This window comes from Micromonospora sp. NPDC050784 (genome assembly GCF_044456765.1).
Classification (GTDB): Bacteria; Actinomycetota; Actinomycetes; order Mycobacteriales; family Micromonosporaceae; genus Micromonospora; species Micromonospora foliorum.
Window position 1 is genome coordinate 210044 of sequence record NZ_JBITGG010000012.1, and the last position, 9219, is coordinate 219262.

Below are 9219 nucleotides of genomic sequence, written 5' to 3' on the forward strand. Positions count from 1 at the left end.
CGACATGGCAACCAGTACCGTCACCCCGCCACGTCACGACCCGAAAGTCAACATCGCACTTCGCAACTTCGCTATCTCGATCACGGTCTTCAACATCCTCGGCTTCACGGTCTTCGGCTTCGAACAGCCCTGGACCTGGCCCTTCATCGCGGTCTTCGCCGGCTACACGATCGAGATCGCCCTGGAGGCCATCGGTGCCCGCGTCGAGGGCCGAGCCCCGCGATTCAGCGGCCGAGGGCTGCGCGGGCTGATCGAGTTCCTCTATCCGGCGCACATTACGAGCCTCGCGCTCAACATGCTGATCTACGTCAACGACCAGCTCTGGACGATGCTCTTCGGTATCGCGGTCGCCATCGGCGCCAAGTGGGTCCTGCAGGCCCCTATCCGGGGCCGGATGCGGCACTACATGAACCCGTCGAACTTCGGCATCGCGGTGATCCTGTTGGTGTTCCCCTGGGCCAGCGTCGCGCCGCCCTACCACTTCACCGAGTACATCTCGGGCTTCTGGGACTGGCTGATCCCGGCGATCATCATCGTCGGTGGCACGATGATCAACGGCAAGCTGACCGGTCGGATGTGGCTGATCCTGGGCTGGCTGTCCGCGTTCGCCCTGCAGGCGATCGTGCGCGGGGTGCTGCTCGACACGTCGATCCCGGCGGCCCTGGGCATGATGACCGGCGTCGCGTTCGTGCTGTTCACCAACTACATGGTCACCGACCCGGGCACCTCACCGTCGGCGCCGGCCGCGCAGGTGGCGTTCGGTGCCAGCGTGGCCGTGGTCTACGGCCTGCTCACCGGCTTCGGCATCGCGTACGGCATCTTCTTCGCCACCGCCGCCGTCTGCCTCATCCGCGGCGGCTTCCACTGGACCCTGCACTTCATCGAGAAGTCCAAGGCCGACCGCGCACCCAGCATCGGCACGGCCGCGATGCCGGTGCCAGCGAGCACCGGCAACGGCAACGGCAAGGAACACACAGGCAAGGAGGTCGTCCCCGCATGACTCGTGTAGCGATAGTCGGCATGGCGTGCCGCTATCCGGACGCCACGTCACCCAGGGAGCTGTGGGAGAACGCCCTCGCCGGGCGGCGCGCGTTCCGCCGTCTACCCGACGAGCGGATGCGGCTCGAGGACTACTGGGACCCGGACCCGAACACGCCCGACAAGTTCTACGCCCGCAACGCCGCCGTCATCGAGGGGTACGAGTTCGACCGGATCGCCTACAAGGTCGCCGGGAGCACCTACCGTTCGACGGACCTGACCCACTGGCTCGCCCTCGACATGGCCGCGATGGCCCTGGCCGACGCCGGCTTCCCGATGGCCGAGGGACTGCCCCGGGACCGTACCGGCGTGGTGGTCGGCAACACCCTGACCGGTGAGTTCACCCGCGCGAATCAGCTGCGGCTGCGCTGGCCCTTCGTCCGGCGCATGGTCGCCGCGGCGCTCAAGGACCAGGACTGGGACGACGACCACCTGATGACCTTCCTCGACTCGTTCGAGGCGACCTTCAAGAGTCCCTTCCCCGAGGTCGACGAGGACACTCTGGCCGGCGGGCTCTCCAACACCATCGCGGGGAGGATCTGTAACCACTTCGACCTCAAGGGTGGTGGCTACACCGTCGACGGCGCCTGTTCCTCGTCGCTGCTGTCGGTCGCGACCGCCAGCAAGACCCTCATCGACGGTGACGTCGACGTGGCCATCGCCGGTGGTGTCGACCTGTCGATCGACCCCTTCGAGATCATCGGGTTCGCGAAGACCGGCGCGCTGGCGACCGGTGAGATGCGCGTCTACGACCGTGGGTCGAACGGCTTCTGGCCGGGCGAGGGCTGCGGGATGGTCGTCCTGATGCGCGAGGACGACGCTCGCGCCGCCGGCCACCGCATCTACGCCACCATCGCCGGGTGGGGGATCTCCTCCGACGGCAAGGGCGGGATGACCCGACCCGAGGTCAGCGGCTACCGACTCGCGCTCGACCGGGCGTACGAGCGCGCCGGCTTCGGAATCGAGACGGTCGGCCTCTTCGAGGGACACGGCACGGGTACGCGGGTCGGTGACGCCACCGAGTTGACCGCGCTGTCCCTCGCCCGCCGTTCCGCCGACCCGAGCGCCGCTCCGGCCGCGATCGGGTCGATCAAGGGCATGATCGGGCACACCAAGGCCGCCGCCGGTGTCGCCGGCCTGATCAAGGCGGCGCTGGCCGTGCACCATCAGGTGCTGCCCCCGGCCATCGGCTGCGTCATGCCGCACGAGATCCTGGCCGACGACGACCACCCGGCGCTGCGCGCGCTGCGCAAGGCGGAGCCGTGGCCCGAGCTGCCGAACGTCCGGGCCGGGGTCACGGCGATGGGCTTCGGCGGGATCAACACGCACATCGTGCTCGAGGGCGGCCCCTCCCGGCGTCGGCGCGGGTTCGACAGCCGGACCAGCCGGCTGGCCTCCTCCGGCCAGGATGTCGAGCTGCTGCTGGTCGACGGCGCCTCCCGGGAAAAGTTGCGGGAGCGGCTGGACAAGCTCGTCGAGTTCGTCGACAGCGTCGCGTACGCCCAGCTGGGAGACCTGGCCGCGACGCTGCACGGGGAGTTGCGCGACCTGCCCTACCGGGCGGCAGTCGTGGTCTCGTCACCGTCCGACGCGGTCGCCCGGCTGCAACGACTCTGCGCCCTACTGGACGCCGGCGAGACGAGCCTGGTCAGCGCCGACGAGCGCAGCTTCCTGGGCCACGTCGGCGGTCCGGGCCGGATCGGCTATCTCTTCCCCGGGCAGGGCTCGGGGCGGGGGACGAGCGGCGGTGCCCTGCGCCGCCGGTTCACCGAGGTCGACGAGGTCTACACCAAGGCGGCGCTGCCCACCTCGGGCGACATGGTCGCCACGACGGTCGCCCAGCCCCGGATCGTCACCGGCTCGCTGGCGGGCCTGCGCGTGCTGTCGGCGCTCGGCATCGAGGCGACCGCCGCGGTGGGGCACAGCCTCGGCGAGATCACCGCCCTGCACTGGGCGGGCGCGTTCGACGAGGACGCCCTGCTGCGTACCGCGATGGTCCGCGGTCAGACGATGGCCGAGCACAGCTCGTCGGGGACGATGGCGAGCATCGCGGCGGCACCCGAGGCGGTCCGGCCCCTGCTGGCCGACCTCCCGGTGGTCATCGGTGGCTTCAACGGTCCACAACAGACGGTGGTTGCCGGCACGGCAGAGGGGATCGAGGAAGCCTGTCGCCGCGCCGGCGAAGCGGGCTTCACCACCACCCGGCTGCGCGTCTCGCACGCGTTCCACTCACCGCTGGTGGCACCGGCCGCCGACGCGTTCGGCGACCGGTTGACCGACGAGCAGTTCGACCCGCTGTCGCGCCGGGTGGTGTCGACGGTGACCGGCGACGTCCTCCCGGCCGACACCGACGTGCCGGCCCTGCTGCGCCGCCAGATCACCGACCCGGTGCTCTTCACCCAGGCGGTGGCCTTCGCGGCGAAGGACCTTGACCTGTTCATCGAGGTCGGCCCCGGGCGGGTGCTGGGAGCGTTGGCGACCGCGGCGACAGACGTGCCGTCGGTGTCCCTCGACACCGATGACGAGTCGGTCGCCGGTCTGCTCAACGCCGTCGGCGCCGCGTACGTCGTCGGCGCTTTCCGGGTCGACGACGCGCTGTTCCAGGGTCGCCTGACCCGGCCGCTGCAGCTCGGGGCCAAGTTCAGCTTCTTCGCAAGCCCCTGCGAGGCCGCGCCGCCGCTGACCGTGCAGCCCCTGCGGCGGGCCGTCGAGGCGAAGAAGATCGAGACCGACACCGACGCCTCCGAGCCGCCGCTGCACCTGCTGCGTCGGTTGGTGGCCGACCGCGCCGAGCTTCCGATCGAGATGGTACGCGGCGAGAGTCACCTCCTCGACGATCTGCACCTCAGCTCGATCACGGTGGGACAGGTGGTCAACCAGGCCGCCCAACTGCTGTCGGTGCCGAGCGCCCAGACGCCGACGAACTTCGCCGTCGCCACGGTCGGGGAGTTGGCCCAGGCGTTGGAGGACCTGGCCGGCTCCGCCGGGGAGGGTGGCGCGGCGACGGCGGCCACGGTGGCCGGTGCGGCCGCCTGGTCCCGGGCGTTCTCCGTCGACCTCGACGCCCTGCCGCTGCCGCCGCGCGTCGAGGTGGAGGCCAACGGCCCCTGGCGGCGCTGGTCGCGTGACGGCGACCGGCTCGCCGAGTCTCTGCGGCAGGCGTTGGAGCACGGCGGCGTCGGTGGCGGGGTACTGGTCTGCCTGCCGGCTGACTGCACCGAGGCCGACCTGACGCTCGCACTGGACGGGGCCAAGGCGGCGATCGCCGACAAGCAGCGCGACCGGTTCGTGGTCGTGCAGCGTGGTCGAGGTGCCGCCGGGCTGGCCAAGTCGCTGCGGTTGGAGGTGCCCCGGATCCGGACCACGATCGTTCGGGTACCCGCCGACTTCGACGACCCGGCGTTGGTCGTCGCGGAGGTGGCCGCCACCGGGCGGTTCCACGAGGTGTCCTACGACGCCGACGGCGTTCGGCGGGTGCCCACCCTGCGGGCGATGCCGGTGCGACCGGCCCGCGAGATCATGCCGCTCGACGCGTCGGACGTGATGCTCGTGACCGGCGGTGGCAAGGGCATCACCGCCGAGTGCGCGCTCGCCGTCGCACAGGACACCGGCGCGGCGTTGGCCGTGCTGGGTCGCAGCGACCCGGCGACCGACGCGGAGTTGGCCGCCAACCTCGACCGGATGACGGCCGCCGGGGTGCGCCTGCACTACGCCCGCGCCGACGTCACCGACCCGGCGCAGGTCAGGACCGCGGTCGACGGCGTACGCCAGAAGCTGGGCCCGGTGACGGCGGTCCTGCACGGTGCCGGCCGCAACGAGCCTGCGACGCTTGCCAACCTGGACGCGGCGGCCTTCCGGGCGACGTTCGCCCCGAAGATCGACGGGCTGCGCGCCGTCCTCGACGCCATCGAGCCGGGCGCCCTGCGGATGCTCGTCACCTTCGGCAGCATCATCGGCCGGGCGGGCCTGCGCGGTGAGGCGCACTACGCGACCGCCAACGACTGGCTGGCCGAAATCACCGCGGACTTCGCGGCGGCGTACCCCGAATGCCGGACGCTCTGCCTGGAGTGGTCGGTCTGGTCCGGCGTCGGCATGGGCGAGCGGCTCTCGGTCGTGGAGGGTCTGCAGCGGGACGGGATCGTTCCGATCTCGCCCGACGAGGGCGTACGCCTGATGCGTCGCCTGGTCGCCGACCCCGACGCCCCGCCGGTGGTGGTGATCAGTGGCCGCACCGAGGGCATCGACACCGTGCGTCGGGAGACGCCGACGCTGCCGCTGCTGCGGTTCGTCGGCACGCCGCTGGTGCACTACCACGGTGTGGAACTGGTGACCGAGGTCGAACTCAACACCGGCACCGACCTGTATCTCGCCGACCACCTACTCGACGGCAACCTGCTGTTTCCGGCGGTGTTCGGCATGGAGGCCATGGCGCAGACCGCCACGGCGCTCACCGGGCGAGCTGAGGTGCCGGCGATGGAGGACGTCGAGTTCCTCCGACCGATCGTGGTACCTGTCGACGGCAGCGCCACGATCCGCATCGCGGCCGTGGTAACCGGCGACGGAGACGTCGACGTCGCCATCCGCGCCGCCGACACCGGCTTCGCGGTCGACCACTTCCGGGCGCGGCTGCGCTTCGGCGACCGCGGAGAGCTCGACGGCCCACCGGACGAGACCGGCGCCGGCCTGCCGCTGGTGCCCCTCGACCCGGCCACGGACCTGTACGGGGGCATCCTCTTCCAGGGACAGCGGTTCCAGCGGCTCCGCGGCTACCACCGGGCGGCGGCACGGCACGTCGACGTGGACGTGTCAGCGGTCGCGACCGATGGTTGGTTCGCCAGCTTCCTCGGCGGTGACCTGCTGCTCGGTGACCCCGGAATGCGGGACGCGCTCATGCACGGTCTGCAGGTCTGCGTACCGCACGCGACGCTCCTGCCGGCCGGCATCGAACGCGTACACGCCGCTGGCCCGATCCTCGCCGACAAGGGCGAGGCCCGGTTCACGGCGACCGAGCGCAGCCGCGACGGCGACACCTACCTCTACGACATCGCGGTCCGCACGCCGGGCGGCGAGGTGGTGGAACGGTGGGAGGGCCTGCGCCTGCAGGCGGTGCGCAAGGGCGACGGGCGCGGCCCGTGGGCGGCGCCGCTGCTCGGCCCCTACCTCGAACGGTCGCTCGACGACCTGCTCGGTGCCCAGGTCGCGGTGGCGGTCGAGCCACACGGCTCGGACGACCCGCCCCGACGCGCCATGACCGGCCTCGCGGCCGGACGGGTGTTCGGCCGCCCGGTCGAGGTGCGCTACCGGCCCGACGGCCGGCCGGAGGTCGACGACGACCGGGTCGTCTCGGCGGCACACGGCGCCGGCGTGACCGTCTGCGTCGGCGGTCGGGGGGTGCTGAGCTGCGACATCGAGGCGGTCTCCGAGCGCGACGCGGAGACCTGGTCGACGTTGCTCGGCCCGCACGACGGCCTGGTCGGCCAGCTCACGAAGGACACCGACGAGGACCTCGACACCGCGAGCACCCGGGTCTGGACGGCGATCGAGTGCCTCCGCAAGGTCGGACTGCCGGTGCAGACGCCGATCACGCTCAGCGCGGTCGGGCCGCACGGCTGGCTCACCCTGGCCTCCGGCACCCTGCGGATCGCCGTGCTCGTGACCCGGCTGCGCGACCACGCCGACCCGGTCGTCGTCGCGGTGCTCACCGACGGGTGGTCGCTGCGATGAGCAAGTACTTCGAGTACCCGCACACGGTCGGCTTCGAGGAAACCAACCTCGTGGGCAACGTCTACTACGTCAACTACCTGCGCTGGCAGGGGCGGTGCCGGGAGATGTTCCTCAAGCAGCGGGCACCGGACGTGCTGGCCGACCTGCAGGACGACCTCAAGCTCTTCACCCTGAAGGTCGACTGCGAGTTCTACGCCGAGATCACGGCGTTCGACGACGTCTCGATCCGGATGCGGCTCGTGGAACTGGCGCAGACCCAGATCGAGTTCGGCTTCGACTACGTGCGGCTCGACCCGGACGGCGGCGAGACGCTCGTCGCCCGAGGTCGGCAACGGGTCGCGTGCATGCGCGGCCCCAACACCCGGACACTGCCGGCGCGGGTGCCAGAGGCGTTGGCTCGCGCACTCGAGCCCTACGCGAACGGGGAGGCGAGATGAGCGGCGAACTGCTCAGTCCGAGCGAGGTTGCCGGATCAAAGCTGCTGCGGCGGGCGTTCGGGACCTTCGCGACAGGCGTCACCGTCGTGACGGTCGGCGGCGCCACACCACACGGCATGACGGCCAACTCGTTCGCGTCGGTCTCGCTGGACCCGCCGCTCGTGCTGGTCTGTGTCAGCCGCGACGCGATCATGCATCAGATCCTCACCGAGGCCGGCACCCTGGGCATCTCAGTGCTCGGGCACCGGCAGGAGAAGGTGGCACGCCACTTCGCCGATCGGTGGCGGCCACTGGGGTTGGCGCAGTTCGGCTCGGTCGAGTGGACGCCGGGCAGTGTCACCGGCGCCCCGCTGATCGACGACGCGGTGGCTCACTTCGAGTGCCGGGTCTGGCGGACGTACGACGGCGGTGATCACACGATCTTCCTGAGCAGCGTGGTGTCGCTGCGTTGGGAGAGCACCGGTGACGTGTTGGTCTTCGTCAACGGGCAGTTCCGTGGCATGACCGAGCCGGCGGCGGTGCCCGAGCCGAGCGAGGCGGCGACATGACGCTTACCGCGTCGCGGCGGCGGCCGCCCGGACCACCGTTCTGGGCGGCGCCGAAGCTGCTCTGGAAGCTCGGCCGGGACCGGCTCGGGCTGATGTCGTCGGCAGCCGAGGCCTTCGGTGACGCGGCCCGCATCGCGATCGGCCCGAAGGTCCTCTTCTTCTTCAACCACCCCAACCACGCCAAGCATGTGCTCGCCGACAACCCGGACAACTACCACAAGGGCGTCGGGCTGGCCCAGGCCAAACGGGCCCTCGGCGACGGGCTGCTCACCAGCGAGGGCGACCTGTGGCGCAAGCAGCGACGGGTCATCCAGCCGGTGTTCCAGCCCAAACGGATCGCCCGGCAGGCCGACGTGGTGGCCGAGGAGGCCGGTCGGTTCGTGGACCGGTTGCGTGGCCACATCGGGCGAGGTCCGGTCGACATCGCGGGCGCCGCCACCGGGCTCACCCTCGGTGTGCTCGGCCGTACCCTGCTCGACGCGGATCTCGGCGGGCTCGGCGACGTCGGCGGGTCCTTCGAGGCGATGCAGGACCAGGCGATGTTCGAGATGGTCACGATGAGCGCGGTGCCGATGTGGGTGCCCCTGCCGCACCAGGTGCGGTTTCGCCGCGCCCGCCGTCACCTGCAGACGGTTGTCAACGAGTTGGTCGATGCGCGCGGCGGCCGGCTCGACGGCGACGACGCCCTGAGCCGGCTGATCCAGTCGACGAACGCCGAGCCCGACGCCGCGGTCGGGCAGCGGCGGTTGCGCGATGAGTTGGTCACCCTCTGCCTGGCCGGTCACGAGACGACGGCCAGCACCCTGAGCTGGACGTTCCACCTACTCGACGAGAACCCGGCCGTCTGGGAGCGGCTGCGGGCCGAGGCGCTGTCGGTGCTCGGGGAGCGACAGCCCACGTTCGACGACCTGCACCGCCTGCGTTACACCACGACGGTGATCGAGGAGGCGATGCGTCTGTACCCGCCGGTGTGGATGCTTTCCCGCATTCCGCAGAAGGCGGACACCATCGGCGGGTACGACGTGCCGGCCGGGGTCGACGTGCTGATCTGCCCGTACACCCTGCACCGCAACCCGGAGTTCTGGCCGGAGCCCGAACGGTTCCGCCCGGAGCGGTTCGACAAGGACGGCACTGCCTCGCGACCCCGGTACGCCTACATCCCGTTCGGCGCCGGCCCGCGGTTCTGCGTCGGCAACAACCTGGGGATGATGGAGGCGGCGTTCGTGGTCGCCATGGTCGCGCGGGAACTGCGGCTGGCCAAGGTGCCGGGATACCGGGTGGTGCCCGAGCCGATGCTGTCGCTGCGGGTTCGCGGCGGGTTGCCGATGACCGTGCACGAGGCATAGCGGGATCGGATCGGGCTGCGGGGGCCCCCGGGGGGGACCGAACCGGGGGGGGCCCCCGGGGCCCCCCCCCCCCGAGCGGGGAACCCCCCCCCCCGGCCACGCCAGGGTAAAGGCCGGGCACCAAAA

5 protein-coding genes are annotated in these 9219 nt (G+C 71.2%); all 5 read left to right on the forward strand.

All coding sequences use genetic code 11. The features are described from left to right. The first annotated feature begins 4 nt into the window (after positions 1-4). Genes ACIBD9_RS18675 through ACIBD9_RS18695 form a run of 5 tightly spaced genes read left to right on the forward strand, consistent with a single transcriptional unit; the run spans position 5 to position 9093 of the window. The gene (locus ACIBD9_RS18675) at positions 5-1000 is read left to right on the forward strand and encodes an enediyne biosynthesis protein (protein ID WP_238660303.1); all 996 of its coding nucleotides are present in this window, start codon (positions 5-7) and stop codon (positions 998-1000) included. Next, positions 997-6762, forward strand: coding sequence for an SDR family NAD(P)-dependent oxidoreductase (locus ACIBD9_RS18680; RefSeq protein WP_396719190.1), 5766 nt, complete (start codon positions 997-999; stop codon positions 6760-6762). The genes ACIBD9_RS18675 and ACIBD9_RS18680 overlap by 4 nt, the downstream gene beginning before the upstream one ends. Further along, positions 6759-7199 (forward strand): acyl-CoA thioesterase, encoded by a 441-nt coding sequence (locus ACIBD9_RS18685; RefSeq protein WP_396719192.1) that lies wholly within the window; start codon positions 6759-6761, stop codon positions 7197-7199. The genes ACIBD9_RS18680 and ACIBD9_RS18685 overlap by 4 nt, the downstream gene beginning before the upstream one ends. After that, positions 7196-7747: a flavin reductase family protein gene (locus tag ACIBD9_RS18690; RefSeq protein ID WP_387172956.1), complete on the forward strand. Its 552-nt coding sequence runs from the start codon at positions 7196-7198 to the stop codon at positions 7745-7747. Before ACIBD9_RS18685 ends, ACIBD9_RS18690 begins: the two co-directional genes overlap by 4 nt. Then, complete coding sequence (locus ACIBD9_RS18695; RefSeq protein WP_396719195.1) at positions 7744-9093, forward strand: cytochrome P450; 1350 nt, start codon at positions 7744-7746, stop codon at positions 9091-9093. The genes ACIBD9_RS18690 and ACIBD9_RS18695 overlap by 4 nt, the downstream gene beginning before the upstream one ends. Positions 9094-9219 lie beyond the last annotated feature (126 nt).

Excerpts from the sequence above, each read along its gene's own strand:
- ACIBD9_RS18695 (WP_396719195.1), top strand. The coding sequence starts at position 7,744 with ATGACGCTTACCGCGTCGCGGCGGCGGCCGCCCGGACCACCGTTCTGG.
- ACIBD9_RS18690 (WP_387172956.1), top strand. The coding sequence starts at position 7,196 with ATGAGCGGCGAACTGCTCAGTCCGAGCGAGGTTGCCGGATCAAAGCTG.
- ACIBD9_RS18680 (WP_396719190.1), top strand. The coding sequence starts at position 997 with ATGACTCGTGTAGCGATAGTCGGCATGGCGTGCCGCTATCCGGACGCC.
- ACIBD9_RS18685 (WP_396719192.1), top strand. The coding sequence starts at position 6,759 with ATGAGCAAGTACTTCGAGTACCCGCACACGGTCGGCTTCGAGGAAACC.
- ACIBD9_RS18675 (WP_238660303.1), top strand. The coding sequence starts at position 5 with ATGGCAACCAGTACCGTCACCCCGCCACGTCACGACCCGAAAGTCAAC.